The sequence below is a fragment of the Paeniglutamicibacter psychrophenolicus genome (assembly GCF_017876575.1).
GTDB lineage: Bacteria > Actinomycetota > Actinomycetes > Actinomycetales > Micrococcaceae > Paeniglutamicibacter > Paeniglutamicibacter psychrophenolicus.
Window position 1 is genome coordinate 4,220,362 of record NZ_JAGIOE010000001.1, and the last position, 26,135, is coordinate 4,246,496.

22 protein-coding genes and 1 tRNA gene are annotated in these 26,135 nt (G+C 67.1%); 13 read left to right on the top strand and 10 right to left on the bottom strand.

Annotation, left to right across the window (positions count from 1 at the left end):
* Window positions 1-84 precede the first annotated feature (84 nt).
* Both JOF46_RS19050 and JOF46_RS19055 read left to right on the top strand, forming a co-directional pair.
* Window positions 85-1,851 (top strand): acetyl/propionyl/methylcrotonyl-CoA carboxylase subunit alpha, encoded by a 1,767-nt coding sequence (locus JOF46_RS19050; RefSeq protein ID WP_209910153.1) that lies wholly within the window; start codon window positions 85-87, stop codon window positions 1,849-1,851.
* Window positions 1,852-2,024: 173 nt separating this feature from the next.
* Entirely contained in the window at window positions 2,025-2,561 is a 537-nt protein-coding gene (locus JOF46_RS19055) for a DinB family protein (protein ID WP_245348194.1), read from the top strand.
* Between the two features lie 66 nt (window positions 2,562-2,627).
* Here JOF46_RS19055 and JOF46_RS19060 read toward each other — a convergent pair whose 3' ends face one another.
* On the bottom strand, window positions 2,628-4,025 hold the full coding sequence (locus tag JOF46_RS19060; protein WP_209910156.1) for an MFS transporter: 1,398 nt from the start codon (window positions 4,023-4,025) through the stop codon (window positions 2,628-2,630).
* Window positions 4,026-4,273: 248 nt separating this feature from the next.
* A complete protein-coding gene (locus JOF46_RS19065) occupies window positions 4,274-5,680 on the bottom strand; it encodes an NAD(P)H-quinone dehydrogenase (RefSeq protein ID WP_209910158.1) in 1,407 nt (468 codons plus the stop codon).
* Between the two features lie 115 nt (window positions 5,681-5,795).
* On the opposite strand from JOF46_RS19065, the gene JOF46_RS19070 reads away from it, so the two are divergent.
* From JOF46_RS19070 to JOF46_RS19090, 5 genes are all read left to right on the top strand, one after another.
* Complete coding sequence (locus tag JOF46_RS19070; RefSeq protein ID WP_209912063.1) at window positions 5,796-6,635, top strand: purine-nucleoside phosphorylase; 840 nt, start codon at window positions 5,796-5,798, stop codon at window positions 6,633-6,635.
* 55 nt (window positions 6,636-6,690) lie between these two features.
* The gene (locus tag JOF46_RS19075; RefSeq protein WP_209910160.1) at window positions 6,691-8,436 is read left to right on the top strand and encodes a phospho-sugar mutase; all 1,746 of its coding nucleotides are present in this window, start codon (window positions 6,691-6,693) and stop codon (window positions 8,434-8,436) included.
* A gap of 61 nt (window positions 8,437-8,497) precedes the next feature.
* Window positions 8,498-9,181: a deoxyribose-phosphate aldolase gene (deoC, locus tag JOF46_RS19080; protein WP_209910163.1), complete on the top strand. Its 684-nt coding sequence runs from the start codon at window positions 8,498-8,500 to the stop codon at window positions 9,179-9,181.
* 51 nt (window positions 9,182-9,232) lie between these two features.
* The gene (locus tag JOF46_RS19085; protein ID WP_209910164.1) at window positions 9,233-9,481 is read left to right on the top strand and encodes a hypothetical protein; all 249 of its coding nucleotides are present in this window, start codon (window positions 9,233-9,235) and stop codon (window positions 9,479-9,481) included.
* A 291-nt stretch (window positions 9,482-9,772) separates the two neighbouring features.
* Entirely contained in the window at window positions 9,773-10,207 is a 435-nt protein-coding gene (locus tag JOF46_RS19090) for a universal stress protein (RefSeq protein ID WP_209910167.1), read from the top strand.
* A 91-nt stretch (window positions 10,208-10,298) separates the two neighbouring features.
* On the opposite strand, the gene mfd is transcribed toward JOF46_RS19090, so the two are convergent.
* A complete protein-coding gene (mfd, locus tag JOF46_RS19095; protein ID WP_209910169.1) occupies window positions 10,299-13,913 on the bottom strand; it encodes a transcription-repair coupling factor in 3,615 nt (1,204 codons plus the stop codon).
* A gap of 174 nt (window positions 13,914-14,087) precedes the next feature.
* Between mfd and JOF46_RS19100 the strand changes: the two genes are divergently transcribed.
* The 3 genes from JOF46_RS19100 (at window position 14,088) to JOF46_RS19110 (ending at window position 17,549) form a co-directional block, all read left to right on the top strand.
* Window positions 14,088-14,585, top strand: a complete 498-nt coding sequence (locus JOF46_RS19100) for a DUF2505 domain-containing protein (RefSeq protein WP_209910171.1) — start codon at window positions 14,088-14,090, stop codon at window positions 14,583-14,585.
* Between the two features lie 278 nt (window positions 14,586-14,863).
* Window positions 14,864-16,216: a Na+/H+ antiporter NhaA gene (gene nhaA / locus JOF46_RS19105; protein ID WP_209910173.1), complete on the top strand. Its 1,353-nt coding sequence runs from the start codon at window positions 14,864-14,866 to the stop codon at window positions 16,214-16,216.
* Window positions 16,217-16,439: 223 nt separating this feature from the next.
* The gene (locus JOF46_RS19110) at window positions 16,440-17,549 is read left to right on the top strand and encodes an IS110 family RNA-guided transposase (RefSeq protein ID WP_209908689.1); all 1,110 of its coding nucleotides are present in this window, start codon (window positions 16,440-16,442) and stop codon (window positions 17,547-17,549) included.
* Window positions 17,550-17,840: 291 nt separating this feature from the next.
* Here the strand turns inward: JOF46_RS19110 and sufU are convergent, their stop codons facing one another.
* The 7 genes from sufU to JOF46_RS19145 all read right to left on the bottom strand — a co-directional run bounded on the left by sufU (window position 17,841) and on the right by JOF46_RS19145 (window position 24,127).
* Window positions 17,841-18,290: a Fe-S cluster assembly sulfur transfer protein SufU gene (gene sufU / locus JOF46_RS19115; protein ID WP_209910175.1), complete on the bottom strand. Its 450-nt coding sequence runs from the start codon at window positions 18,288-18,290 to the stop codon at window positions 17,841-17,843.
* Window positions 18,287-19,630 carry a SufS family cysteine desulfurase gene (locus JOF46_RS19120; protein WP_425355071.1) on the bottom strand — a complete coding sequence of 448 codons (1,344 nt, stop codon included), beginning with the start codon at window positions 19,628-19,630 and terminating at the stop codon, window positions 18,287-18,289. Before JOF46_RS19120 ends, sufU begins: the two co-directional genes overlap by 4 nt.
* 329 nt (window positions 19,631-19,959) lie before the next feature.
* The gene (gene pth, locus JOF46_RS19125; protein ID WP_209910179.1) at window positions 19,960-20,541 is read right to left on the bottom strand and encodes an aminoacyl-tRNA hydrolase; all 582 of its coding nucleotides are present in this window, start codon (window positions 20,539-20,541) and stop codon (window positions 19,960-19,962) included.
* Window positions 20,542-20,563: 22 nt separating this feature from the next.
* Window positions 20,564-21,145 (bottom strand): 50S ribosomal protein L25/general stress protein Ctc, encoded by a 582-nt coding sequence (locus JOF46_RS19130; RefSeq protein ID WP_209910181.1) that lies wholly within the window; start codon window positions 21,143-21,145, stop codon window positions 20,564-20,566.
* 314 nt (window positions 21,146-21,459) lie between these two features.
* Window positions 21,460-22,440 (bottom strand): ribose-phosphate diphosphokinase, encoded by a 981-nt coding sequence (locus JOF46_RS19135; protein ID WP_113761453.1) that lies wholly within the window; start codon window positions 22,438-22,440, stop codon window positions 21,460-21,462.
* 46 nt (window positions 22,441-22,486) lie between these two features.
* The gene (glmU, locus tag JOF46_RS19140) at window positions 22,487-23,959 is read right to left on the bottom strand and encodes a bifunctional UDP-N-acetylglucosamine diphosphorylase/glucosamine-1-phosphate N-acetyltransferase GlmU (RefSeq protein WP_209910183.1); all 1,473 of its coding nucleotides are present in this window, start codon (window positions 23,957-23,959) and stop codon (window positions 22,487-22,489) included.
* A gap of 96 nt (window positions 23,960-24,055) precedes the next feature.
* A tRNA-Gln gene (locus tag JOF46_RS19145) sits at window positions 24,056-24,127 on the bottom strand.
* A gap of 182 nt (window positions 24,128-24,309) precedes the next feature.
* On the opposite strand from JOF46_RS19145, the gene JOF46_RS19150 reads away from it, so the two are divergent.
* The 3 genes from JOF46_RS19150 (at window position 24,310) to JOF46_RS19160 (ending at window position 26,088) form a co-directional block, all read left to right on the top strand.
* Window positions 24,310-24,945, top strand: a complete 636-nt coding sequence (locus JOF46_RS19150) for a TetR/AcrR family transcriptional regulator (protein WP_209910185.1) — start codon at window positions 24,310-24,312, stop codon at window positions 24,943-24,945.
* A gap of 106 nt (window positions 24,946-25,051) precedes the next feature.
* Complete coding sequence (locus JOF46_RS19155) at window positions 25,052-25,636, top strand: acyltransferase (RefSeq protein WP_209910188.1); 585 nt, start codon at window positions 25,052-25,054, stop codon at window positions 25,634-25,636.
* Window positions 25,633-26,088 (top strand): VanZ family protein, encoded by a 456-nt coding sequence (locus JOF46_RS19160; RefSeq protein WP_209910191.1) that lies wholly within the window; start codon window positions 25,633-25,635, stop codon window positions 26,086-26,088. The genes JOF46_RS19155 and JOF46_RS19160 overlap by 4 nt, the downstream gene beginning before the upstream one ends.
* The last annotated feature ends 47 nt before the right edge of the window (window positions 26,089-26,135 follow it).

Below are 26,135 nucleotides of genomic sequence, written 5' to 3' on the forward strand. Positions count from 1 at the left end.
GCCGACACAGGGGGTTTTGGGGGTGCACATCCCACAAACGCAGGTAGGCTCCACAAGAGCATATTTAAGGAGATAGCCCCTGCCATGAGTCAGTTGACGAAGGTTCTCATCGCCAATCGCGGAGAAATCGCCGTACGCATCATCCGCGCCGCCCGCGATGAGGGCATTGGATCGGTTGCCGTATACGCCGAACCGGACCGCGATGCCTTGCATTCCCGCCTGGCCGACGAGGCCTATTCCCTGGGCGGTTCCACCGCTGCCGAGTCCTACCTGGACATCAATAAGATCCTCGAGGTCGCCAAGCGCTCCGGCGCGGACTCGGTACACCCGGGCTACGGCTTCCTCGCGGAAAACGCCATCTTCGCCCAGGCAGTGATCGACGCCGGGCTGACCTGGATCGGCCCCCCGCCCTCGGCCATCGACCAGCTGGGCGACAAGGTCCGGGCCCGCCACCTGGCCGAAAAGGTCGGCGCCCCGCTGGTGCCCGGCACCAAGGACCCGGTCGCATCCACCGACGAGGTGCTGGCCTTCGCCGACGAGCACGGGCTCCCACTGGCCATCAAGGCCGCCTACGGCGGCGGCGGACGCGGCATCAAGGTCGTGCGCAACCGCGAGGAAATCCCCGAGCTCTACGACTCGGCGGTCCGCGAGGCCGTTGCCGCCTTCGGGCGCGGCGAATGCTTCGTCGAACGCTTCCTGGACGCCCCGCGCCACGTGGAGACCCAGTGCCTGGCCGACGTGCACGGCAACGTCGTGGTGGTTTCCACCCGCGACTGCTCGCTGCAGCGCCGCAACCAGAAGCTCGTCGAGGAGGCCCCCGCGCCGTTCCTGACCCAGGAGCAGAACACCCGCCTCTACGAGGCATCCAAGGCCATCATGCGCGAGGCCGGGTACGTGGGAGCCGGCACCTGCGAGTTCCTCGTGGGCCAGGACGGGGTCATCTCCTTCCTGGAGGTCAACACCCGCCTGCAGGTCGAGCACACGATCTCCGAGGAGGTCACCGGCATCGACCTGGTCCGCGAGCAGTTCCGCCTGGCCCGCGGCGAGGCGCTGGGCTACACCGACCCCGAGGTGCGCGGACACTCCTTCGAGTTCCGCATCAACGGCGAGGACGCCGGGCGCGGCTTCATGCCGGCGCCGGGCACCATCACCACCATGAACCTGCCCACCGGGCCGGGCGTACGCATCGACTCGGGCGTCGAGGCCGGGGAAACCGTCTCGGGGAACTTCGACTCGATGATCGCCAAGCTGATCGTCACCGGCGCCACCCGCGCCCAGGCCGCAGCCCGCGCCCGCCGCGCGCTTGACGAGTTCCGCATCGAGGGCATGCCCACGGTGCTGCCGTTCCACCGCGCGGTGATGGCCGATGCCGCATTCACCCCGGAGTCGGGCCCGTTCTCCATCCACACGCGCTGGATCGAGACCGAGTTCTCCAACGAGATCCCCGCCTGGGACCCGGCCACCGCCGGCACCCCCGGTGAGGACGAGGGGCGCAACGCCATCACCGTCGAGGTCGGCGGCAAGCGCCTGGAGGTCGTGCTGCCCTCGTCCCTGGGCACCTTGTCCTCCTCGCCCAACGGCAAGACGCGGAAGAAGAAGCGGTCCTCGCGCTCCACCGCCGCAGCCGGCAGCTCCGGGGCGGACCTGGTCTCCCCCATGCAGGGCACCATCGTCAAGGTTGCCGTGGCCGACGGGGACACCGTCTCCGAGGGCGACTTGATCGTGGTCCTGGAGGCCATGAAGATGGAACAGCCGCTGACCGCGCACTGCGACGGCGTGGTCTCCGGGCTCAGTGCCGTTCCGGGAGACACCGTCTCGGCCGGAACCGTGCTGGCCTCCATCGGCGAATAGCACCGCCCGAACACCGCACCGATCGGGGCGGCCCGGTCTTCCTCGTGAAGACCGGGCCGCCCTTTCGCATTATCGTGCCACTGCTTGTCTTGTTGTCGCCGGTTCGCTGGATTCCTTCCAATCCTCCGCGCGCGTTGCCTCGGGGGCGGGCGTTCGGCCATAGGCTGGTGCCCATGTCAGCAGGAGAGATGGCGGTGCCTGCGCCGGACCCGCGCACCGACCCGCCGCCGCGCGGCGGCGAGCGCGAAACCCTGATGGGATTCCTGGACTACCAACGCCGCACCCTGGAGCTCAAGTGCGCCGGGCTCACCGCGGCGGAGCTGGGCACCCGCGCGGTGCCGCCCTCCGGGCTGTCCCTGCTGGGCCTGGTGCGGCACCTGAGCGACGTGGAGCGGTTCTGGGTCCGGTCGGCCCTGGCCGGCGACCCGGCACCGCCGCTGTACCGGGGCACGGATGGGAACGACACCGATTTCGACTTCCCGGCAGCCGATGCCCGGATGGTGGCACTGTCCCTCGCCGCATGGAAGGACGAGATGGCTTTTGCCGATGCCGCCCTGGACTCCGAGCCACTGGATCGTGCGGTGCCGGCCGGGCACCACGGGACGGTGTCGGTGCGCTGGATCCTGGTGCACCTCATCGAGGAGTACTCCCGGCACAACGGACACGCGGACCTGTTGCGCGAATGCCTCGACGGCACCGTGGGCGAGTAGCCGCCCGGGCATTAACGCGCGCTGCCCGCCATCCACGGGGAGGGCGGGCAGCACGGGAAGCCGGTGCTAGGAGACGTTGTTCTCGTAGTCGACGTTGGTGGTGTCCTTGGTCAGGAACAGGGCGATGAGCGTGAGCACCGCGGCAGCGGCCAGGTAGACACCCACCCAGACGGTGTTCCCGCCGCCGAACTGCCACAGCGCAATGGCCACGAACGACGCGGGAGCCGCACCGATGACCGAGGACATGTTGTAGGCCACGGCCGATCCGGTGTAGCGCACGTTCGAGGGGAACAGCTCGGGCAGGTAGGCCGCCATGGGCCCGAAGGTCAGGCCCATGAGCGTGAAGCCGATGACCAGCCCGGCCATCGCCGCGCCCTTGCCGGGGCCGAACATCAGGGTCCAGGTAGCGCCGAAGAGCAGGATGCCCAGGGTGACCCAGATCAGGAACTTGCGGCGGCCGAACTTCTCGGCCAGTGGGCCGGAGACGACGGTGAAGATGCCGAAGAAGACGACGCCGATGATCAACATGGTCAGGAACTCGGGGCGCGCGATGCCCAGGCCCGGGACGAAGGCGGCCTCGGCGGCTGCGTCAAAGACCTTGCCCTTGGCCTCGGCGGCGGCGCGGGCCGCCTCCACGGTGGCCGGGGCGGTGCCGTAGGTCAGTGTGAAGGCGGTGGTGAGGTAGAAGAGCACGTAGGTGGCCAGCATGATGAACGTGCCGGCGAGCACCGGGCGCCAGTGGTACTTCATGGTGGTCTTGAACGGCGACTTGGCAACCTTGTCCTGCGCCACGACCTTCTGGAAGGACAGTGATTCGACAAGTTTCAGCCGGACCCACAGGCCCACGGCAACCATCACGGCGGAGAGGATGAACGGCACGCGCCAGCCCCAGTCCATGAACTGCTCGGGGGTCAGGCCCAGCTGCAGGCCCACGAACATCAGGTTGGCGATGATGAAGCCGATGGGCGCGCCCAGCTGCGGGAACGTGCCGTAGATGGCGCGCTTGTTCGCCGGGGCGTTCTCGGTGGCCAACAGCGCGGCTCCCGACCATTCCCCGCCCAGGGCCAGGCCCTGTGCGAAGCGAAGCAGCACCAGCATCAGCGGGGCCAGAACCACGAAGTTGCCCTGGGCCGCGGGCAGGAAGCCGATCAAGAAGGTGGCGATGCCCATGAGCAGCAGCGAGGCCACCAGGGTGCCCTTGCGTCCGACCTTGTCGCCGAAGTGCCCGAAGAGCACCGAGCCAACGGGACGGGCCACGAAGGCCACGCCGAAGATCGCGAATGAGGACAGGATCGCGTTGACGTTCGAGGCGTTCGGGAAGAACAGCGTCGGGAAAACCAGCACCGATGCGGTGGCATAGGCGTAGAAGTCGAAAAATTCAATGGTGGTGCCGATGAGGCTGGCAAACAGCACGCGTCCGCGTGTGTTTTCCTTCGGTGCGACGACCGCGGTCTTGTTGGACATGGGCTCGTGATTCTCTTGGTGGATTCCTGCAAGTTACTACGTGACAAGTTTAGGTTGGACGTCCACTCTGCGGACAGTCCTTCCACTATTTGGACAAGTGTGCTGTGGATCTCACCCGTTCCGTGCACCAGCATGCCACGGGGCGGCACCGAATGCGGGCAAAAAAGAACGAACCGCCGCAACGGGCACCAAGGTTGGTGCACATTGCGGCGGTTCGGCCATGGTGCCGGCGGGCCGGCGGAAGGTCCCTAGAGGTGGACGTGGAGGCGGCGCGCCGCCTCGGAGATGGATCCGGAGAGCGAGGGGTACACCGAGAAGGTCTCGGCAATGTCATCGACGTGCAGCTTGTTGTGCACCGCCAGTGCGATCGGGAAGATCAGCTCGGAGGCGCGCGGGGCGACCACGACGCCGCCGATGACGGTTCCGGAGCCGCGGCGCGCGATGATCTTCACGAAGCCCTGGGTCACGTTCATCATCTTGGCCCGGGCATTGGTCGCCAGATCCAGCTTGATGATGTCGGCCTGGTACTTGCCCTCGTCGACCATCCGCTCGGTGACGCCGACCGTGGCGATTTCCGGGGAGGTGAAGATGTTGGAGGAAACCTCGTTGAGCTTCAGCGGCTTGACCGAGTCGCCCAGCAGGTGCGCCATGGCAATGCGGCCCTGCATCGCGGAGACCGAGGCCAGCGCGAACACGCCGGTGCAGTCGCCCGCGGCGTAGACGTTGGTGGCGGTGGTGCGCGAAACGCCGTCGACCTGGATGTGGCCGGACTCGGTGAGCTTGATGCCCGCCTCTTCCAGCCCGATGCCGGCGGTGTTGGGGATCGAGCCGACGGCCACCAGGCAGTGGCTGCCCACGATGACCTGGCCGTCGCCCAGGGTGACCTTGACGGTGTCGCCGTCGCGTTCCACGGCCTCGGCGCGGGACTTGGCCACGACGTTGACGCCGTTGAGCTTGAAGGCCTCCTCGAGGACCTCGGCGGCGTCGGCGTCCTCGCCCGGAAGCACGCGGTCGCGCGAGGACACCAGGGTGACCTTGGTGCCCAAGAGGTTGTAGGCCGAGGCGAACTCGGCACCGGTGACACCGGAACCGATCACGATCAGGTGCTCGGGGATTTCCTTGAGGTTGTAGACCTGGGTCCAGTTGAAGATGCGTTCCCCGTCGGGAATCGCGGTGGGCAGCTCGCGCGGGTGGGCGCCAACGGAGACCAGCAGGGCGTCGGCCTCGATGGTCTCGGTGCTGCCGTCGGCGCGCTCGACCTCGACGGTGGAGGCGTCGAGCAGCCTGCCCTCGCCAATGACCACGCGCACCCCGACACGCTCCAGGCCCACGTGGATGTCCGAGGACTGCTCTCGGGCCAGCTCCAGCAGGCGGGAGTTCACCACGGAGAGGTCCGCGACCGTCTCGGTGTCCGCTCCGCCGACCTCGACGCCGAATTCGCGCGCCCCGGAGACCCGGCGCATGGCATCGGCCGTGGCCACCAGGGTCTTGGACGGGACGACGTCGGTCAGCACGGCGGAGCCGCCCATCCCCGCTCGTTCGACGATGGTGACCTGGGCGCCGAGCTGGGCGCCGACCATCGCGGCCTCGTAGCCACCGGGGCCACCGCCGAGAATTACCAGCCTGGGGGAATTGAAATCGCGTTGTGCACTCACGATCCCCCATTCTTCCCTACCGCGCGGTTAAGTGCACAACGCACACGCTGGGGCACGCACGGCAATCGGCATCGTGCGGGTCGGGCGCCGCGTGCCGGGGATCGGCCACCTGACAATGCGGGGTTCCGCCGGTAGGTTTAACCCTGTGATCAACAACGAATCCGCCCCCTTTGACCTGGCCACCGCCGCCGCCGCCAAGATCGCCGAACTCACCGGCGTCCCGACCCATGACATTGCCCTGGTGCTCGGCTCCGGCTGGGGCGAGGCGGCGAATCTGATCGGCGAGAGAACCCACCGCATCGACGCCACCGAACTGCCCGGCTTCCACGCCGCCGCGGTCCCCGGGCACGTGGGCACGATTTCCTCGGTGCTCACCAGTGGCGGCAAGCGCGTGCTGGTGCTCGGCGCCCGCACCCACTTCTACGAGGGCAAGGGCGTGCGCGCCGTGGTCCACGGGGTGCGCACCGCCGCCGCCGCGGGGGCCAAGACCCTGGTGCTGACCAACGGCTGCGGCGGGCTGAACCCGGCCTGGACCCCGGGCACCCCGGTGCTGATCGCCGACCACATCAACCTCACCGCCAGCTCCCCGCTGGAGGGTGCGACGTTCGTGGACCTGACCGACCTGTATTCCCCGCGCATCCGCGCCCTGGCCCGCGAGGTCGACCCGAGCCTCGATGAGGGCGTGTACGCGCAGTTCACCGGACCGCACTACGAGACCCCCGCCGAGGTGCGCTACGCCAAGGCCATCGGCGCCGATCTGGTGGGCATGTCCACCGCACTGGAGGCCATCGCCGCACGCCACGCGGGCATGGAGGTCTTCGGGATCTCGCTGGTCACCAACCTGGCCGCCGGCATCTCCGCCACCGCACTGAGCCACGAAGAGGTCATCGAGGCGGGCCAGGCCGCCGGCCCGCGGATCTCCGCCCTGCTCGCCGACATCGTCGCCAAGCTGTAGCCGCCCCCCGGGCACCCCGCACCCCAGAACCCGTCGCACAAAGGAAACCAACCACATGAGCAGCCCCGCACCGGATACCGCCTTGCTGGATCGTGCCGCCGCCTGGGCCCACCAGGATCCAGATGCCGCCACCGCCGCGCAGCTAAGGGCCCTGTGCGCGAAGGTTGCCGCCGGGGACCAGGGTGCACACGCCGAGCTGGCGGACCGCTTCGCGGGGAACCTGGCCTTCGGCACCGCGGGGCTGCGCGCGGAACTCGGCGCCGGGCCGAACCGGATGAACTCGATGGTGGTGCGCCGCACCGCCGCCGGCATCGGGCGCTTCCTGCTGGCCACCGCCGACGGCGCCTACATTCCGCGTGCGGTCATCGGCTACGACGCGAGGCACAACTCGGACGTCTTTGCCCGCGAGTCCGCCGCGGTGCTCACCGCCGCCGGGATCCAGGTGCAGCTGCTGCCCTCGGCCCTGCCCACCCCGGTGCTGGCCTGGGCCGTGCGCGAGCTGGGCACCGAGGCCGGGATCATGGTCACCGCCAGCCACAACCCGCCGGCCGACAACGGCTACAAGGTCTACCTGGGCGGTCGTGCCGAAACCGGGTGGGGGCAGGGCGCGCAGATCGTCGCTCCCGTGGATGCGCAGATCGCCGCGCGGATCAAGAACGACGAGCCCATGGCGGACATCGCGCTGGCCGCCGACGGGTGGGAGGTGCTGCCCGGCGCCGGGGAGCCCGGGGACGTGGAGGGCGCCTACCTGGAGGCCATCGCCTCCGTGGTCCCCCGGACCGGCGGCACGGCAAGCGACCCGCTGGCGGCGGCGCGTGAAAGCCTGAAGATCGTGCTGACGCCGATGCACGGGGTCGGCGGGCACACCATGGCCCAGGCCCTGGGGCAGGCGGGCTTCTCCCGGGTGCGCCTGGTCGCCGCGCAGGCCGAGCCCGACCCCGATTTCCCCACCGTCTCCTTCCCGAACCCGGAGGAACCCGGCGCCCTTGACCTCGCGCTCGCCCTGGCCGGGGCCATCGATGCCGACCTGGTCATCGCCAACGACCCCGATGCCGACCGCTGCGCCGCGGCCGTGAAGTTCGAGGGCACCGGCTGGCGGATGCTGCGCGGGGACGAGCTCGGCTGGCTGCTGGGCGACCGCGCCGCCGCGAACGCCGCGGCGGGCACGGTGCTGGCCAACTCCATCGTCTCCTCGCGCATGCTCGCCTCCATCGCCGCGGCCCACTCCCTGGCGCACGAGAACACGCTGACCGGGTTCAAGTGGATTTCCCGCGTGCCCGCCCTGGCCTTCGGCTACGAGGAGGCGCTGGGCTATTGCGTGGCCCCGGCCCTGGTGCGCGACAAGGACGGCATGTCCGCCGCGCTGCTGCTGGCCGACTACGCCGCCGAGCTCAAGGCCGCCGGGTCCTCGCTGCCGGTGGTGCTCGATGCCCTGGCGCTGGCCCACGGGCTGCACACCACCGACCAGCTCTCGGTGCGCGTGGCGGACCTGGGGTTGCTGGACACCATGATGGCCGCGTTGCGCTCGGCCCCGCCGGCCACCCTGGGCGGGGAAGAAGTCACCGGGTTCGAGGACCTGTCGCTGGGGGCGAACCTGCCGCCGACCGACGGGCTGCTCTTTGCCACCGCGGCCAACACCCGGGTGATCGTCCGCCCCTCGGGCACCGAGCCCAAGCTCAAGTGCTACCTTGAAACCATCACCCCCGTGGCCGGCCCCGCCGGGCTTCCGGCGGCCCGCGCCGCGGCCACCGAGTCGCTGGGTCGCATCAAGCAGGAACTTGCGGACCTGCTCCACGGCTGAGCCCCCGCTCCCCCACACCTTCCCCTTCCTTCATCACGACCAGGAGCCTGATACACACGCCATGAGCACCAACGACACCAATATCGCCTCGTACATCGACCACACGATCCTGAACGCCGACGCCACCGCCGCGGACATCGAGCGCATCTGCGCGGAGGCCGCCAAGTACCGGTTCTTCTCCGTGTGCGTGAACCCGATCTGGGTTGCCGCCGTGAGCGCCGCGCTTGCCGGTTCCGGGGTGCTGACCTGCTCGGTGATCGGCTTTCCGTTCGGCGCGACCCCCACCGCATCCAAGGTCTTCGAGGCCCGCGGGGCCATCGCCGACGGCGCCAACGAGATCGACATGGTCATCAACATCGCCGCGGCCAAGGCCGGGGACGAGGAGGCGCTGGTGGCAGACATTTCCGCCATTGCCGACGCCGTGCACGAGGGCGGGGCGATCCTGAAGGTCATCATCGAGACCTCGATGCTGGCCGACGACGAAAAGGTCCTGGCCTGCCGCGCCTCGGTGCGCGCGGGTGCCGACTTCGTGAAGACCTCCACGGGCTTTGGCGGCGGCGGCGCCACGCTCGAGGACGTGGCCTTGATGCGCGCAACCGTCGGCCCGGATCTGGGAGTCAAGGCCTCCGGCGGGGTCCGCTCGCTGGAAACCGCCCGTGCCATGATCGATGCCGGGGCCACGCGTCTTGGTTCCAGCTCGGGAGTTGCTATTGTGGAGGGTGAACAAGGCGCCGAGGGCTACTGATCACGTACCTTCGCACGCGCATTGAAACCAGATCATCTTAGGAGAATCGCTGTGTACTCGAACGGCAAGAACGTAGCCCACTCGGGCCAGGGCCGCTTGGCCGGAAACCTCATCGCCTTCGCGGTGTTCTTCATCCTGTTCCTTGGCTGCCTCTACTCGCTGTCGTTCTGGACGCTGGAAAACGCCTGGATCCCGGGCATCTCCTGCTTCGTGCTGGCCATCCTGGCCTTCGGCGTCCCGCAGCACATCCTGGGCATGTCGGACAAGAACCCGTCGAAGACCGCTTCGCAGCAGGACTAGTTTCCCGCACGGTTTTCCCCGAGGAGGCCGGAGCGCCACGCAGCATCAATACCCGCGCACCACCAGGTGCACGGGCGTTGGTGACAGCGGCGCCCCGGCCTCCTTTTTGCATGCGGCGCGCCGGTGCCGCCCGCGGGATCGGATTCCCGTGTTCCGGCAGCGTGGGGCAGCACCACCAGACTTCTACAGCTCGTAGAAAAACACTGGTGGGCGGGGGTATGATGAATCCAACAGGACCCTTGGGGCCCCGTTGGACCAGCCTTCCCCGATTGAGGAAATGAGCATTTCACCATGGAAAACACTGTTCGCAAGATCGTTGTCGGCATTGACGGTTCGGCGCAATCCATTTCCGCGCTGCGCTATGCTGCGTCCCTGGCAGCATCCCTGGGCCACGACCTGGTGGCCTTCTCCTCGTGGCTGCCGCGCATCGCGCTGGAGGACTACACCCCGGAGTGGGCACCGGAGCAGGACGCCCGCGACGCGCTGGAAAAGTCGATCGCCGAGGCCTTCGGCGAGGACATCCCGGCCAACCTGGAGCGCGAGGTCACCATGGGCCCGGCGGCCCCGAACCTGATCGAGGCCTCCAAGGACGCGGCCATGCTGGTGCTGGGCACGCGCGGACGCGGCGGCTTCAAGGGCCTGGTCATGGGTTCGGTGTCCAGCTCGCTGGCCGCCCACGCCAAGTGCCCGGTGCTGATCCACCACGGCGAAGCGGCCACCGCCTAGGAACCACTCCGCAGACCCATTCAGGCACCGATGCCGGGCGGCCGCCCCACCAGGGAGCGGGCCCGCCCGGCATCGGCGTGTCCGGCACCGGTCAGACCTTGGCGCGCGGCGCCTCGACCTCGAAGATGTTGGACAGCACGGACGAGACCCATTCAAGGATCTTCTCGTCCACCAGGTCCCGTCCCCCGACCGGGGAGGACTGCGGCTTCGGGATCGTGATGGCGTTCAGCGCCGGCTTGTCGGCGGCGCCCTTGTACATCCGGGCCAGGCGAAGCTGCCGCGAGTCGGGCAGGTTTGCAATGGCCGCGGGGGCGAACTTGATCGCGTTGCCCATCATCGCCACGTCGGTCAGGCCCAGGGCCCGGGCGCGGATGCGGATCCGGGCGACCTCCAGCAGGTTCACCACCGGGGCCGGCGGCTGCCCGTACCTGTCCACCAGCTCCGCCAGCACGTCGTCAAGCGCCGTGAAGTCGGTCGCCGCGGCGATCTTCCGGTAGGCCTCCAGGCGCAGCCGCTCACCGGGCACGTAGTCGTGCGGCAGGTGCGCATTGACCGGCAGCTCGATCTTCATCTCCGCGGTCTTCTCGTCGGCCTCGCCCTTGAAGTCGGCCACCGCCTCGCCGACCAGGCGCAGGTACAGGTCGAACCCGACCCCGGCGATGTGGCCCGACTGCTCCCCGCCGAGCAGGTTGCCCGCCCCGCGGATCTCCAGGTCCTTCATGGCCAGCTGGTAGCCCGAGCCCAGCTCGTTGTGCGCTGCGACCGCCTTGAGCCGCTCCAGGGCGACCTCGCCCAGCGGCTTCTCGGCGTTCCACAGGAAGTAGGCGTACGCGCGCTCCCGGCCGCGGCCCACGCGCCCGCGCAGCTGGTGGAGCTGGGACAGCCCGTAGTTGTCCGCCCGGTCCACGATCAGCGTGTTGGCGTTGGAGATGTCCAGGCCGGTCTCGATGATGGTGGTGGAGACCAAGACGTCGAACTTCTTCTCCCAGAAGTCCTGGATGATCTTCTCCAGCCGGGACTCGCTCATCTTGCCGTGGGCGACCTCCACGCGGGCCTCGGGCACCAGTTCGCGCAGCTCGGCGGCGACCTTGTCGATGGAGGAGACGCGGTTGTGCACGAAGAACACCTGGCCGTCGCGCATCAGCTCGCGGCGGATGGCAGCGGAGATCTGCTTGTCGGTGCGCGGGCCCACGTAGGTGAGCACCGGGTGGCGCTCCTCCGGCGGGGTCGCCAGCGTGGAGGTCTCGCGGATGCCGGTCAGGGACATCTCCAAGGTGCGCGGGATCGGGGTCGCGGACATCGAGAGCACGTCCACGTTGGTGCGCATCTTCTTGAGCTGTTCCTTGTGCTCGACGCCGAAGCGCTGCTCCTCGTCGACGACCACCAGCCCCAGGTCCTTGAACTGCACGGTGTCCGAGAGCAGCCGGTGGGTGCCGATGACCACGTCGACCGTGCCGTTCTTCAGCCCCTCGATGATGTCCTTGGACTCCTTCGCGGTCTGGAAGCGCGAGAGCGTCTTCACGCGCACCGGGAAACCGGAGTAGCGCTCGGTGAAGGTCTGCTGGTGTTGGGAGGCAAGCAGCGTGGTGGGCACCAGCACCGCGACCTGCTTGGAGTCCTGCACCGCCTTGAACGCGGCACGCACCGCGATCTCCGTCTTGCCGAAGCCCACGTCCCCGGAGACCAGCCGGTCCATCGGGATCTCGCGTTCCATGTCGGCCTTGACCTCGTTGATGGTGGTCAGCTGGTCCGGGGTCTCCACGTAGGCGAAGGCCTCTTCCAGCTCCGACTGCCAGGGCGTGTCGGAGGCGAAGGCGTGGCCGCGCGAGGCCATGCGCGCGGAGTAGAGCCGGATCAGGTCCCCGGCGATCTCCTTGACGGCCTTGCGCGCCTTGGACTTGGTGCTTGACCAGTCCGAGCCACCCATCTTGGACAGGGTCGGGGCCTCCCCGCCGACGTAGCGGGTGACCTGGTCCAGCTGGTCGGTGGGGACAAAGAGCTTGTCCCCCGGCGCCCCGCGCTTGGATGGCGCGTATTCCAGGACCAGGTATTCGCGCTTGGCATCTTTGCCGCCGGCGACCTTGCGGGCAATCAGCTCCACGAACCTGGCGATGCCGTGCTGTTCGTGGACGACGAAGTCGCCCTCGGTGAGCGTGAGCGGGTCCACGGCGTTGCGCCGCTTGGCCGCCAGCCGCTTGGCCCCGCGCGGGGCGTAGGCGCTGGAGCGGCCCAGGAGGTCCGCCTCGGTCAGGAAGCCGAGCTTCAGCGAATCCAGGGCGAACCCGCGCCCGGCCTCGGCGGTGGTGATTTCGATCAGCCCGCGGGTGGGCGCCTCGTCCAGCGAATTGATGCGGTGGGTGGGGATGTCGGCGTCGTGGAAGAGCTCGGCCAGGCGCTGGGCGGGGCCGGGGCCGTCGGTGGCCACCACGATGGACCAGTCGTCCTTGATGCGCCCGGAGATGAACTCGAGCATCTCGGCCACATCCCCCTGGTAGCCGCGCGGCTCGCGGGCGTTGATGCGGATCGAGTCGGCCTCGGGCAGCAGCTCCGCGTCGGATCCCAGCGAGGTCAGCGACCACCAGGACACCTCGGCTGCCTGCGCGTGCGTGCGGGTTGCGGCCAGGGAGGTGAAGTTCCCGGCTTCCAGTTCGTCCACCGCGGCCTGTGCCTGGGCCTGGGACAGGTCCAGGGGTGCCGCACCCCCGTCGGAGGCCGTGGCCCAGGCGGCGGCCAGGAATTCGGCGTTGGTGGCTTCCAGGTCGTGGGCCCGGGCCCGGACCCGTTCGGGTTCCATGACCACGGCGATTGATTCGGCCGGCAGCACCGAGAGCAGCGGGACCATGGCATCGACCAGCAGCGGGGCCAGGGACTCCATGCCTTCCACCGCGACGCCTCCGGCGATCTTGGCGAGCATGTCGCGTGCGGCGGGCATTTCGGTTTGCAGCTTCGCGGCCCGGGACATCACCGAGGGGGTGATCAGCAGCTCGCGGCAGGGAGGCGCCTGGATCCGGGTGGGTGCCTCGTGCTCCAGCGAGCGCTGGTCGGCGATGGAGAAGTAGCGCATGGCCTCGATCTCATCCCCGAAGAAGTCGATGCGCACCGGGTGGTTGGAGGTGGGTGGGAAGACATCGAGGATGCCGCCGCGCACGGCGAATTCGCCGCGGTGGGTGACCATGTCCACCCGCGCGTAGGCGGCGTCGGCCAGGGCACGGACCACGGCGGAGAACTCGTACTCGTCCCCCACCGCCAGCTGAACGGGTTCCAGCTTGCCCAGGCCCGCGACCAGCGGCTGGATGACGGCGCGGATGGGGGCGACGATGATCTGCAGGGACGGGTCCCGGGTTTCCAGCCGGCGCAGCACGTGCAGGCGCCGGCCGACGGTGTCCGAACGCGGGGAGAGCCGCTCGTGGGGCAGGGTTTCCCAGGAGGGGAACTCCGCCACGGCGTCGGCGGGCAGGAACCCGTGCAGCCCGGCCACCAGTTCCTCGGCCTCGCGCCCGGTGGCGGTCACCGCCAGCAGCAGGCCGCCGGCGACCTTGGTGCGCAGTGCCTCGACGGCCTCGGCGGTGATGACAGCGCGCATCCCGGCGGGGGCCGCGATCTCCAGTTCGTTGGCGCGGGCGGCGTAGGTCGTTGCAGCATTGGATCTGACGCGGGAAAAGGAGATGTCTTCTCGCAGGGCGGTGCGCAGGCCGTGAAGCGCCATCGACTGGGGTCCTTTCCGAAGACCGGGTACGCGCACAACACAAGTACCCGAGATCCATGCCGGGTCCCGGGGTGCGCCTTTCAAGCGTACCGCCGCGCGCGCCCATGCCCGGTACGCTGGTGGGGTTGCAAGAACATTTGGTTCGGCCAATCTATTTTACGGAGTTTTGCCCCCATGGCCCTTAACGCCACCACTGATTTGATCCACGCACCCGAAGCCGTCATTGCCACGCTGGCAGACCGCGACTTCGCCGAGCACCTGACCGGTTTGGTCGGCGGCACGCTGAAGAGCTTCGAGGTCGCCGGCGACACCGCCGCGGCATTCACCCTGACCACGGTGCGCACCGTGCCGACCGACCGGGCCCCGGAAATCGCCCGCAAGTTCGTCGGCCAGACCGTGGACATCACCCAGGTCGAGTCCTGGTCCGCCCCGTCCGCGGACGGCTCGCGCGAGGCCACCTTGAAGGTCACTGTCGGTTCGCTTCCGGTCTCGGTCGCCGGCACCGAGTCGCTGAAGGCCACCGATGCGGGCTCCGCCCTGGGCGTGGAGGCCACCGTGTCCTCCTCCATCCCGTTCGTGGGCGGCAAGATCGCCTCGGCCGCCGAGCCGTTCATCTCCAAGGCGCTGGCGCTGCAGGGCGCCAAGGTGTCCTCCTGGATCGAACGCGTCTAGGGATCGGCCCGGACCAATCCGCCGATTTCTTCGGCGGGCTGGTTCAGTCACCCGGGACCGGTGCGTGCGTGCCCGTCAGGGCACGTCAGGCACCGGTCCTGTCGTCTTTTACGACTTCCCCGGCGATGCAGCCGGAGGCCGGGGGCACCCGGTTTTCGAGGTCATGCGGTTGCCTCGGTGTGCATCGGGACACGTTTAGGCGTTAGTGTAGTTCTTGGTGTGCCGGGAAGTCTGGTCGGCGATAACTTCAGCGTCCCCGAAATGAAACGAAGTAGACCATGAGCCAAACCCCCACACCCACGCCGAAATCCAAGACGGTTTTTGGCCCCGGCAGTTACGCCGAGTCCCTGCGCATCGGGGAGATCCTCCGCAAGGAGACCGTTGGCGGACTCGTACTGATCATCGGTGCCGTCGTTGCGCTGATCTGGGCCAACTCCCCCGCATCCGACAGCTACTTTGCCCTGCGCGACTTCACCATCGGTTTCCAGGCCTTCGGCATCGACCTGAACCTCTCCCTCGGCCACTGGGCCGCAGACGGCCTGCTGGCGGTGTTCTTCTTCCTGGTCGGCTTGGAGCTGAAAAAGGAATTCGTCGCCGGGGACCTGCGCGACATGAAACGTGCCATCGTCCCGGTGACGGCGGCCTTCGGCGGAGTGCTGGTCCCGGCCCTGATCTTTGCCGCCCTGAATGCTTCCACCGGCGGGGAAACCCTGCGCGGCTGGGCCATCCCCACCGCCACCGACATCGCCTTTGCGGTTGCGGTGCTTGCGGTCATCGGGTCGAACCTGCCCTCCCCGCTGCGCATCTTCCTGCTGACGCTCGCGGTGGTCGATGACCTGATTGCCATTGTCATCATCGCCTTCGTCTTCACCGATGACCTGCGCCCGCCGTACCTCCTGATGGCGATCGCGCCCATCGGCCTCTACGCATTCCTCACGCACATGTGGCCGAGGTTCTTTGCCGCGAACCTCTGGGCACCTTGGGTCATCCTGTTGCCGCTGGGCATCGCGAGCTGGGCTCTGGTCTTCGGCTCGGGCATTCACTCGACCATTGCCGGCGTTGTCCTGGGCTTCTGTGTCCCGGTGCTGCGCAAGAACAAGCACGAAATCGACAAGCCCGGCTTGGCCGAGCAATTCGAGCACCGCTTCCGCCCGCTCTCCAGCGGTTTCTGTGTCCCGGTCTTTGCGTTCTTCTCGGCTGGCGTGGCCGTCGGTGGCGCCGAGGGCTTCGCCTCGGCCCTGGGCGACCCGGTGCTCTGGGGCATCGTCTTCGGACTGGTCTTCGGCAAGCCCATTGGCATCCTGGGCGCCACCTGGCTGGTGACCCGGTCGTCGAAGGCAAACCTGGATCCCGACACCAAGTGGGGCGACCTCTTGGGCGTGACGTTCCTTGCCGGAATCGGCTTCACCGTCTCGCTGCTGGTCTCGGAACTGTCCTTCGGCTTGGCTTCGCCACACTACGACCACGCCAAGGTCGCGATCCTGACAGGTTCCCTGCTGGCCGCGATCCTCGGCACAATCTGGCTGCGGCCACGCGACCGCCGCTACCGCCTGGTGAACGAACGCGCCGCCAGGGACGAGAACAAGGACGGCATCCCGGATGTTTTCCAGGCTCCGGAGAACAACGCCTAGCCCGACTCAGCACTAACAAGGGCCGGGTTGGCGGGCCACAGGATCTCCTGCGGCCCGCCAACCCGGCCCTTTGCCATACGGGGGTGCGCGTCCTAGACAATATGTAAGTGAGGCCGAAACCTCCGCTTCAAGCTTTCGTGGTTTGCCATGCGTTCGGGTCTTGGCCTTGCAGCCAAACCGCTGTGGAATGGTAGTGCCACATTGAAGGTTGGAGGTCCCGGCTATGTCCGAGCGTACCTATATCGGGCTCGATGTCCATGCCCGCAGCATCGTGGGATGCGCCCTGAACATCGACACCGGCGAATTGACCCGTTCACGTTTCGAGGACGACCTGCTGGGCACCGCGGAATGGGTACGGGGATTCGGCCCCGGGGTCCGGGTCGTCTACGAGGCCGGTCCCACCGGCTTCGGGCTGGCCCGGCACTTCCGGGCTGCCGGCATCGACTGCGTGATCGCCGCACCCTCGAAACTGCTGCGGGCCCCCGGAGACAAAATCAAGACGGATCGGCGCGACGCCAAAATTTTGGCGACCATGCTGGCGCTGGGCGAGGTCACCGAGGTCACGATCCCGGACCCCGGGCAGGAGGCCCTGCGGGACCTCTCCCGCGCCCGGCATGTCGCCTCGGCCGACAATGCGCATGCCAAGCAGCGGGTCAATGCGATCCTGCTGCGCCACGGCATCCTCTTCCAAGGCGGCAAGTCCCGCTGGACCCGGGAACACCTGAGGTGGCTGCACCAGCAGCACTTCGAGGACCCGGCGCTCGAGTTCGCCTTCCAGGAATCCCTGGCGCAGGAGGAGTCCATGTCCGTGCGGCTGAAGCGGATCGACAAGGAGGTGGCCCGCGTCGCCGCGGACTGCCGCTACACCGAGATCATCAATGCCCTGGCGTGCCTGCGCGGCATCAGCACCGTGGGTGCCTTCGGGCTGGCCACCGAGATCGGGGACTGGACCCGCTTCAACGGGGCCACCATCGGCTCCTATCTGGGCCTGGTTCCCTCGGAGCATTCCTCGGGCGAGACCCGCACCCAGGGGCGCATCACCAAGGCCGGAAACGCCTACGCCCGCCTCCTGCTGATCGAGGCCGCAACCGTGCACAAGCGCCCGTACCGCAGGCCCGGGATCCTGGAGCTGCGCCAGCTCGAGCTGGTGTCCCCGGCCACCGCCGCCCGCGCCCGGCAGGGCAACCAACGGCTCCATGCCCGCGCCGCGGCCCTCGAGGAACGCCACAAGATGCCGGCGAAGGCCAGGACCGCCATCGCCCGCGAACTTGCCGGCTGGTGCTGGTCCCTGGCCGCACCCCTGCAGGAAGGCCGCCCCATGGCAGGACGGTGACCCCAAGACGTGCCCCGGCGCGCGCACCCGGACGAGGCAACATGCGGAGCCAACACGAGAACCGACTATGGGCAGGCCCCCAAGCCGACGCCCGATCCTAGACGACGTCACGCTCCACTCGAATTCCTTGTCATGCGGTACCCAACCCGCGTTTGTCAGTCTGACCATGCCGTCGACCATGACCTGCCGAACCGGGCCCGACGCCACCGCCGGGGCATGGGAAAGGCGGCTCCCGGAAGCCAATGTCCCGGGAGCCGCCCACCTCTGTCACTTGACAAACCTTCTTACATATCAGTCGTTGGCGGCCAGCAGGGCGGCCTCGGCGGCCACCCAGGAGAGCATGGCGCACTTGACCCGGGCGGGGAACTTGGAGACCCCGGCAAAGGCCGCACCGTCTCCCAGGATCTCCTCGTCACCGGCACGGGATCCGCGCGAGCGCATGAGCTCGCGGAACTCGTCCAGGATGCCCATGAATTCGTCCCGTTCGATGCCTTCGGCCATCTCGCTGAGCACCGAGGCAGAGGCCATCGAGATCGAACAGCCGTCGCCCTCCCAGGAAACGTTCTTTACGATGGTGCCCTCAAGCTGGACGCGGAGGCGGATGTGGTCCCCGCACACCGGGTTGTGCTGCATGGATTCGCCGCTGGCCACGCCCTCGGGCGCCTCGACCAACCCGGCGCCGTGCCGGGCCTTGGCATGGTCCAGGATGATTTGTTGGTACAGCTGGTCCAGATCGCTCATTTGCCGACTCCGAAGTATCCGCGCACATCGGACACCGCGTTGAGCAGGCGGTCGATGTCGCTGGTGGTGTTGTAAAGGTAGGTGCTGGCCCGGGTGCTGGAGACGACGCCCAGCGCGCGGTGCAGCGGTTGGGCGCAGTGGTGCCCGACCCGCACGGCCACGCCGCGCGAGTCCAGGAACTGGCCCACGTCGTGCGGGTGCACGCCTTCGATCACAAAGGGCGCGGTGCCGATCCGGGCCGCCCCCGGGGCCGGGCCCAGGACGCGCACGCCGGGGATGGTTCCCAGCCCGGTGAGCATGCGCTCGCCCAGCAGTTCCTCCCAGGCGGCGATGCGGTCCATGCCGACCTCTTGCAGGTAGGAAACGGCGGTGGCCAGCGCGTGGGCCTGCGAGATCCGTTGGGTGCCGGCCTCGAAGCGCATCGGGGCCGGCAGGTATTCGGCCTTCTCCATGGTCACCGAGGTGATCATGGAGCCTCCCGTGAGGAAGGGCGGCATGGCGTCCAGCAGCCCGGCGCGGCCGTACAGCCCGCCGATCCCGGTGGGGCCGAGCATCTTGTGCCCGGAGAACGCCATGAAGTCCACGTCGAGCTTCTTGACGTCCACCGGCAGGTGCGGGACCGACTGGCAGCCGTCAAGGACGGTCAGCGCCCCGACGCTGCGGGCCAGGGCCACCAGCGCGGGGACATCGGTCACGGTGCCCAGGACGTTGGAGACGTGGGTGAAGGCGAGCACCTTGGTGGCCGGGGTGATGATCTTCCCGGCCAGGTCCATGCGCAGGGCGCCGGATTCGTCGACGGGAATGTACTTCAGGGTGGCACCGGTGCGCAGGGCCAGTTCCTGCCACGGGATCAGGTTTGCGTGGTGCTCGAGCTCGGTGACGACGATCTCATCCCCTGCCCCCAGGGCAAAGGCCCGGGCTGCTTCTCCCCCGAGGCCGGCGCTGGCGTTGCCAAAGGAATAGGTGATGAGGTTCAGTGCCTCGGTGGCGTTGGAGGTCCAGATGACCTCGTTGTCCTTGGCGCCGATGAAGCCGGCAACATCCGTGCGGGCCTGCTCGAAGATGTCGGTGGCCTCTACGGCCAGGGAGTGGGCCCCGCGGTGGACCGCAGCATTGAAGTTCTCGTAGAAGTGCTGTTCGGCTTCGTATACGCAACTTGGTTTTTGCGAGGTGGCCCCGGAATCCAGGTATGTCAGCGGAACACCGTTGACGCTGCGCCCCAGGATGGGGAAGTCGGCCCGCAGGCGGGAGACCTCCACGTCATCCAGGTGCCGGGGAAGGGTATCTTGCGTCGTGGGCGAAGCACTGGACACGTTGGGATCCTCCGAAGGTTGTTCCATGCCGGATGTGCCCGCGGGTGCATCCCCGCCCATCGGGCGGAGGTCTTCACGGGCCGCATCTTGATTACGGCATCATTTGCTTCGCTAATTCTCCCACGTCCGGGCCCTCAAGGCATATAAGTGGACCCTTACCACCGCACAATGGGCCCGTTTCAGGGCACAAAAAAGAGGTCGGCAGCGGGTGGGGGGTGGCCCAGTCTCGGAGGCCTCCCGCTGCCGACCCCTCGTCTTGGGGCCGAAACGGCACTAGAACAGTGTATGAGTCGCAAGATCGTTGAACAAATCGCGGAAATCACGCAAGATGCTTCACCAAGCGATTCACGTTCCCATTACGCAACATTGAACTTGCGCTGCGCCATCTCCAGGCCGTGGTTCACCAATTCCTCCACTGCGTCCGCCGCAGTGTCGGTCAGGAACGGAAGGTCCTTCTTTTCATCCTTCGAGAAGTCCTTCAACACGTAGTCCGCGGTTTCCATGCGGCCCGGGGGCCGCCCCACACCCACGCGCACCCGCAGGTAGTCCTTGGTGCCCAGGGCCTTGGAGATGTCGCGCAGCCCGTTGTGTCCGCCCTCGCCCCCGCCGAGCTTGAGCTTGACGGTGTCGAAGGGGATGTCGATCTCGTCGTGCACGGCAATGACGTGGGCGGGGTCGATGCCGAAGAACTTGGCAAGGTTGGCCACGGGGCCGCCCGAGAGGTTCATGTAGGTCATCGGCTTTGCCAGGACGAGACGGGGTCCGCCGATTCCCATGCGGCCCTCGAGGATCTGGGCGCGGGAAGCGTGCGTCTTGAACTTTCCCCCGATTCGGGAGGCCAGTTCGTCGAGGACCATTTGGCCAACATTGTGCCTGTTATGCGCGTAGCCGGGCCCGGGGTTGCCGAGCCCGGCTACAAGCCAGGTTTCTCTAGTCATGCGAGAACCAATATGAGGATGATTACTCGGCGGAAGCTGCCGACGCTGCATCCTCTTCGGACTCGACTGCTGCGGCGTCGATGGTTGCAACGACGACGTCGGCTTCGATGGCCAGTGCGGTGCCCTCCGGGAGGATCAGGTCCGAGGCGAGGACCTGGGTGCCTGCCGGCAGGCCGGCGATGTTGGCAACAACGTGCTCCGGCAGAGCAACGGCTTCTGCTTCAACGGCGATGACCGGGTGGTCAAGCGACAGGGAGGAACCGGCGGTCAGGTCGCCCTGGATGAGGACGGAAACCTCAACGATGACCTTTTCGCCCTTCTTGACGATCAGCAGGTCAAGGTGGTCGACGGTCTGGCGCAGTGCGTGGCGCTGGATGTCCTTCACCAGGGTGATGGTGTCTTCGCCCTCGACGGAGATGTTCAGCAGTGCGTTGGCGCCACGAACGGCAAGGGTGGTTGCTGCCGACGGGAGCAGGACGCGGACCGGGTCGGTGCCGTGGCCGTAGATGACTGCCGGGATCTTGCCGGCGCGGCGTGCCTGGCGTGCGGCACCCTTACCGAAGTCGGTGCGCAGTTCGCCGTCAAGCTTGATGGTGTTAGCCATGGTGTTCTCCTTGTGGAAGATGATTGATTGTTTCCTGCCCCGCTCGGGCCTAGAAGCATCATCATCCGATTCCTGCGAAGGAGAAGGACGCTAAGTGCGTTTCTAGCCTCGTCGATAACGGACCTCCATTTGCATGAAGTTCCCTCGCCTGGGCACAAGTAAATATTTTAGCAGGAGCCGGGCCCCTGACAGAAATTGGCCGCTCGCAGTCGCGCCGGGCCGCCAACGGCAGCGGGCCCCTGCGCCGCTCCGGGAAGGGAGCGGCACAGGGGCCCGGGGACAACTTGCCGTGCATGACGGCAAGGGGATGCTGGTTAGGCGTCGCCGTCAAAGAGGCTGGTGACCGAACCGTCCTCGAAGACTTCCTTGATGGCGCGGGCCAGCAGGGGTGCGATCGAAAGCACGGTCAGGGTCTCGAATCGCTTGGATTCCGGGATCGGCAGGGTGTTGGTGACCACGACCTCGCGGGCGCCGGACTCGGCCAGGCGCTGCGGGGCGGGGTCGGAGAACACCGCGTGCGTGGCGGCAATGATGACGTCCTTGGCGCCGGCGTCCTTGAGGACCTTCACGGCGCCGGCAATGGTTCCGCCGGTGTCGATCATGTCGTCGATGAGCACGCAGGTGCGGTCCTTGACCTGGCCCACGACGGTCTTGGAGACCGCCTGGTTCGGGACGGTCAGGTCGCGGGACTTGTGCACGAAGGCCAGCGGGGCGCCGCCGAGGCGCTCGGCCCACTGCTCGGCCACGCGGACGCGTCCGGTGTCCGGGGAAACCACGGTGACCGGGTCATCGCCGACGACTCCGCGGATGTAGTCCGCCAGCAGCGGGATGGCGAACAGGTGGTCGACCGGGCCGTCAAAGAAGCCCTGGATCTGTGCGGTGTGCAGGTCAACGCTCATGATGCGGTCAGCGCCGGCGACCTTGAACATGTCGGCGACCAGGCGCGCGGAGATCGGCTCGCGGCCGCGGCCCTTCTTGTCCTGGCGTGCGTAGGGGTAGAACGGGGCCACCACGGTGATGCGCCGGGCGGAGGCACGCTTCATGGAGTCGACCATGATCAGTTGTTCCATGAGCCAGTTGTTCAGCGGGGCCGGGTGGGCCTGGATGACAAAGATTTCCTTGCCACGGACGGATTCGCCGGAACGGACGTAGATCTCCCCGTTGGCAAAGTCGTAGGCACTGATCGGGAGCAGCTCGGTACCCAGCTCCGCGGCCACCTCTTCGGCAAGCTCCGGGTGGGCACGCCCGGAAGCCAGCACCAGCTTCTTATCGACGTTATAGCTTAGTTCGCTCATGGGATCGCTTTCTCACTCAAACGGGGATCGGAAATGATGTGGAGGGTTACTTGACCTGGTCCGCGGATTCGGCGGCTGCGCCGGAATCCAGTGCGGACCTGAATGCGGCCTCCGCTGCGGCGGAACCGGGGCGCTTGGTGATCGTCCAGCCTTCCGTGTTGCGTTGCGGGGCCACGGTAAGGGCAAGGGCCCCGGCCGGAACGTTCTTGCGGACGATGGCGCCGGCCCCCGTGTAGGCGCCGTCCCCGATGGTGACCGGGGCGACAAACACGGTGTTGGAGGCGGTGCGCACGTGCGATCCGATGACGGTGCGGTGCTTGTTGACGCCGTCGTAGTTGGCGGTGATGTTGCCACAGCCGATGTTGGTGTATTCACCGATTTCGGCATCCCCGGCATAGCCCAGGTGCGAGAGCTTGGACCCACGGCCGACCGTGATGTTCTTGGTCTCGTAGAAGGCGCCGATCTTGGCGTCGGGGCCAAGGTTGGTCTTGGGCCGCAGGTAGGCGAAGGGGCCAACCGACGAGCCTTCGGAAATGGACGAGTCGGTGACGTCCGAGCGAACGATCTTGGCCCCGCGGCCGACATGCGTGTTGACCAGGGTGGTGTCCGGACCGATGACCGCGTCGGTGCCGATCGCGGTGCTGCCGTGAAGCTGGGTCCCCGGCTTGATGGTCACGTCGTTGGACAGGGCCACGTCGACGTCGATCCAGGTGCTGTCCGGATCAATGATGCTCACCCCGGCGCGCATCCACTTCTCCAGGATGCGGCGGTTCATTTCCTTGCCGAGCGCGGCGAGCTGGACGCGGTCGTTGGCGCCCTCGACCTGCCAAGCATCCTCGGTCACGACGGCTGCGACGCGGCCCCCGGTGGACCGGGCAATGCCCAGCACGTCTGTCAGGTACATTTCGCCCTGCGCATTGTCGGTGGTGACCTCGGCCAGTGCGGAGCGCAGCACCTGCGCGTCGAAGGCGTAGATGCCGGAGTTCACTTCGCGGATGGCACGTTCGGCGTCGCTGGCATCCTTGTGTTCGCGGATGCCGGTGACGGTCCCGTCCTCGGCGCGCAGGATGCGGCCGTAGCCGGTGGCATCCTCGAGCAGCGCCGTGAGTACCGTGACGGCGTTGCCCTCGCGGTCGTGGGCGGCAACGAGTTCGCCAAGGAGTTCGGTGGTCAGCAGCGGGACGTCGCCGTAGGTGACCACCACGGTGCCTTCGAGCGCCGGATCCAGCTTCTCCAGGCCCTGCTGCACGGCTCGGCCGGTGCCGGGGATTTCGTCCTGGTCGGCAATGATGACATCGGGCTGGATCTGCAGGAGGTGCTCAACGACGCGTTCGCGCTCAAAGCGGACCACGGCAACGAGAGTTTGGGGCTGGAGTCCCTCTGCCGCGGCCAGCGCGTGCCCCACCATGGAACGGCCACCGAGTTCGTGCAGGATCTTGGGTTTTGCCGATTTCATTCGGGTTCCCGCCCCTGCGGCAAGAACGATGACAGCGGCTGGTGCGTTGGCGTGAACGCTCAAGATTGGTACTCCCTGTACATTGGCTAGCCGGACCGGCCGGGCCAGGCCTCACCATTCTATCCCGGGAAAAGTCCCGGAAATTCAATGGGTGATGTGTTCCGCCCATAGGATTCGAACCTATACTCCACAGCTCCAAAGGCTGGGGTGCTGCCATTACACCAGGGCGGAATGTGCGTTGAGCTCGCCTCACCGGCACAGTGAACTATTCTGCCACGACTGGGGCCATGGATGCGACTTGGACAAAGGCGCGTGTCAGTCCCCCGGTCACAGCCCTGCGGCTAGGCCCTGTTTATGCCATACCTGTGGTTACCATGATCACTATGAGCCCCACCGCACGCCCTCGCACGCGCATGACCGGAGTACAGCGCCGGTTGCAGCTGATCGACATTTCACGCCACCTCTTCTCCCTGCGAGGTGTCGACGGGACCACGATCGAGGAAATTGCCCGGGCAGCCGGCGTGTCAAAACCCGTGGTTTACGAGCACTTCGGCTCCAAGGAAGCGCTCTACATGGAAGTGGTCACCAACGAATACCGGGAACTGCTGGCCCGGATCACGGAGTCGCTCTCCGGCGAGGAGGATTCCTCGCGCGTGCTCCTGGAAAAGGCTGCACTCGCGATGCTGACCTACATCGAGGAATGCACGGAGGGTTTCCGCATCCTGGTGCGCGACGCCCCGCCGTCACAGCCCGAAGGCACGTATTCCACGCTGTTGACCAAGGTCACCGAACAGGTCGAGCACATCCTGGCCGACGAATTCACCCACCGGGGATTCAGTGCCGAGGACGGCTCGATCTACGCACAGATGCTCGTGGGCATGGTCGCCATGACGGCGCAATGGTGGCTGGATGCCAGGCACCCCGACAAGCGCACCGTCGCCGCCCACGTGGTGAACCTTGCCTGGTACGGCTTGACCGGCCTGCGCAAGGAACCGGGTTTGCGCGATGGGAATACCGAGCACGTGGGCGAGCGGACCGAACAAAACTAAGCAGCATCATTCCCCCTTAGCCCTTGCACCCCGGCTACGTTCTGGCCCATGGTTGGAAAGAGGCAGCTGAGTCCTGCAGCGAATCAGATTTTTGGGGGGAATGGAAATGATTCATGTTGAGCCAAGCGCCGATGTCGCATCGGACGCATCTCTGGGTGCCGGAACCAATATTTGGCATCTGGCCCAGGTGCGCGAAAACGCCGTTCTGGGTGTCGAATGCAATGTTGGCCGCGGTGCATACATCGGGCCCGGTGTTCGCCTGGGAGACCGGTGCAAGATCCAGAATTATGCCCTGGTTTATGAACCCGCGGTCCTGGCCGACGGGGTTTTCATCGGCCCCGCGGTCGTACTGACCAACGACTTGTTCCCCCGCGCCATCAACCCGGACGGATCCTTGAAGTCGGGTGACGACTGGGACATGGTGGGCGTGAGCATCGAGACCGGGGCATCCATCGGCGCCCGGGCGGTGTGCATCGCACCGCTTCGGATCGGGAAGTGGGCGACCATCGCCGCGGGTGCCGTCGTCACCAAGGACGTTCCCGACTACGCAATCGTCGCCGGAGTCCCCGCCAAGCGGGTGGGCTGGGTCGGCGAAGCGGGCCATCCCCTGGCCCTTGCCGACGGCCACTGGACGTGTCCCGTGACCAATGCCCGCTACCTGGAATCCGACGGCCGGCTGCAACCGGCATGAAGTGGCTGGCCCGCTCTCGGAGATGGGTCGGCTTCCTGCTCCTGGCATATCTGCTCGGGGTGGTCATCGTTGTGTTCATCGTCCGGATTGGTGACTTCAGGTTGCCGGAGCTTGTGTCCGGGGTCCTGCTCACCCTGCAGCAGCACGGTTTCGGCGCCGGGGTGCGATTCGGCCATGTCGAGGCCGCCGCAAATGTGCTCTTCTTCGTGCCACTGGGGGCACTGCTCCCGTTGTGGTTCAAAAATCGGCGCTGGCTCACTTCGTGGCTCGTCTGTGTCGGCGTCTCGTTGATCGTTGAAGCGTTCCAATTCGTCTTTCTCAGCGATCGGGTCGGTTCGGTGAGAGATGTCATCTGCAACGGACTCGGGGCTGCCCTGGGCGTGGTACTTACGTGGTTCCTGACTGAAAGTAGAGTACGCATCGGCCCAAAGCCACCTGTTCCCTCCCCCTGACAACGCATAGATTGGACTAAATGGGGAGGATCGGTACCGGGTACCGG

Bases quoted from the DNA above. Each gene is read 5' to 3' on its own strand.
- JOF46_RS19050 (WP_209910153.1), top strand. From the start codon at position 85: ATGAGTCAGTTGACGAAGGTTCTCATCGCCAATCGCGGAGAAATCGCC.
- JOF46_RS19055 (WP_245348194.1), top strand. From the start codon at position 2,025: ATGTCAGCAGGAGAGATGGCGGTGCCTGCGCCGGACCCGCGCACCGAC.
- JOF46_RS19060 (WP_209910156.1), bottom strand. From the start codon at position 4,025: ATGTCCAACAAGACCGCGGTCGTCGCACCGAAGGAAAACACACGCGGA.
- JOF46_RS19070 (WP_209912063.1), top strand. From the start codon at position 5,796: ATGCGGGGTTCCGCCGGTAGGTTTAACCCTGTGATCAACAACGAATCC.
- JOF46_RS19075 (WP_209910160.1), top strand. From the start codon at position 6,691: ATGAGCAGCCCCGCACCGGATACCGCCTTGCTGGATCGTGCCGCCGCC.
- deoC (WP_209910163.1), top strand. From the start codon at position 8,498: ATGAGCACCAACGACACCAATATCGCCTCGTACATCGACCACACGATC.
- JOF46_RS19090 (WP_209910167.1), top strand. From the start codon at position 9,773: ATGGAAAACACTGTTCGCAAGATCGTTGTCGGCATTGACGGTTCGGCG.
- mfd (WP_209910169.1), bottom strand. From the start codon at position 13,913: ATGGCGCTTCACGGCCTGCGCACCGCCCTGCGAGAAGACATCTCCTTT.
- JOF46_RS19100 (WP_209910171.1), top strand. From the start codon at position 14,088: ATGGCCCTTAACGCCACCACTGATTTGATCCACGCACCCGAAGCCGTC.
- nhaA (WP_209910173.1), top strand. From the start codon at position 14,864: ATGAGCCAAACCCCCACACCCACGCCGAAATCCAAGACGGTTTTTGGC.
- JOF46_RS19110 (WP_209908689.1), top strand. From the start codon at position 16,440: ATGTCCGAGCGTACCTATATCGGGCTCGATGTCCATGCCCGCAGCATC.
- sufU (WP_209910175.1), bottom strand. From the start codon at position 18,290: ATGAGCGATCTGGACCAGCTGTACCAACAAATCATCCTGGACCATGCC.
- JOF46_RS19120 (WP_425355071.1), bottom strand. From the start codon at position 19,630: ATGGAACAACCTTCGGAGGATCCCAACGTGTCCAGTGCTTCGCCCACG.
- pth (WP_209910179.1), bottom strand. From the start codon at position 20,541: ATGACTAGAGAAACCTGGCTTGTAGCCGGGCTCGGCAACCCCGGGCCC.
- JOF46_RS19130 (WP_209910181.1), bottom strand. From the start codon at position 21,145: ATGGCTAACACCATCAAGCTTGACGGCGAACTGCGCACCGACTTCGGT.
- JOF46_RS19135 (WP_113761453.1), bottom strand. From the start codon at position 22,440: ATGAGCGAACTAAGCTATAACGTCGATAAGAAGCTGGTGCTGGCTTCC.
- JOF46_RS19150 (WP_209910185.1), top strand. From the start codon at position 24,310: ATGACCGGAGTACAGCGCCGGTTGCAGCTGATCGACATTTCACGCCAC.
- JOF46_RS19155 (WP_209910188.1), top strand. From the start codon at position 25,052: ATGATTCATGTTGAGCCAAGCGCCGATGTCGCATCGGACGCATCTCTG.
- JOF46_RS19160 (WP_209910191.1), top strand. From the start codon at position 25,633: ATGAAGTGGCTGGCCCGCTCTCGGAGATGGGTCGGCTTCCTGCTCCTG.